We start from the raw sequence: 1,047 nt of genomic DNA on the forward strand, positions 1-1,047 counted from the left end.
GTCTTGATGCAACACGGGAAGTCTTCTCGGCACTCTGCGACCATATTGACAATCTCGATATAACGCCGCTTGAAACCGAGGTCAGGAAGGCCGGGGAGCGGCTGGTCCGGGCATGCGACAAGTATCTCCAGCGGTATGATCCCCCTGCCGCGGTGATTTTCGGGACATCCGCATATGCCGGTTTTGCGGCCGAGAGTCTCGTCCGGTACCTTGACGCGGATATCGCCGCGATCGGGACAAGAACCGAACCGGCGCCCGGCCGTTTTCCTGCGGAGAAAGTCACCGGTTTTTCCCGGGCACGTGAGATCGTAGGACAGCACACTCCCGACCTCATCATAGGCTCCTCGTTCGAACGCACGCTTTCCCCGGATGCGGCATTTGTGGGGCTCACTCCCCCGCTCCGGGGACAGGTCCGGCTCCATGCAAATCCAATCTGCGGGACAGAAGGTACGCTCTCCTTTATGGAATCGGTGCTGAACGTCTGTATCGACCGCGTTCGGCATACCTGATTTTGAGGTTTTTTCAGGCCGGGCGTCCGCGGAACCCTGCACTATCGGTTTTCGTCCGGTGATACCGGTTTACACGGGCTCTCACTTTCACACCGCGCACATCCCGGCCTTATATACCCCTTTGAACAGAGCAAGGTACCAGACAGAAAGCAACTGTGGTCCTGTATGATGAAACGAGTCGGATATCTTGAGAAGGGCCGGGAACCTGCACGAGACCTGAACGGAAAGAACTGGGATATCATCGAGCTGCACATCGGTCCGATGCGCCTTGCCATCCGGATGGCAGAGCTCCGGGGAGCACTGGCAGGCAGGATCTGCGCCCGTGTCGAGCGGCTTGAACGGAGCTGGGGGCTCCGGCTGACCGGAATCTGCGGTCTTGCCCGGGCCAGCGGGTCGGGCCGGGCCCTGAATATCGAGATGAATGACGGGAACGCCTTCACGGTCTCCCTGGACATGGTCAGGGCCGTAACTGCCCGGAAAGAGCGGTATGCCTCGATAGCCGAGATCCCCTCATTCACTCCCTGTCTCTTCTCACCAT

At 59.3% G+C, this 1,047-nt stretch carries 2 protein-coding genes; both read left to right on the forward strand.

Annotation, left to right across the window (positions count from 1 at the left end):
* On the forward strand, window positions 1–509 hold a 509-nt coding region (locus tag CW742_RS15025; RefSeq protein WP_292421805.1), incomplete at its 5' end, for a nitrogenase component 1.
* Window positions 510–674: 165 nt separating this feature from the next.
* Window positions 675–1,047: hypothetical protein (locus tag CW742_RS15030; RefSeq protein WP_292421806.1), on the forward strand; the 373-nt coding region annotated here is incomplete at its 3' end.

Origin of the sequence: Methanoregula sp. (genome assembly GCF_002835825.1) — an archaeon.
Taxonomy (GTDB): Archaea; Halobacteriota; Methanomicrobia; order Methanomicrobiales; family Methanospirillaceae; genus Methanoregula.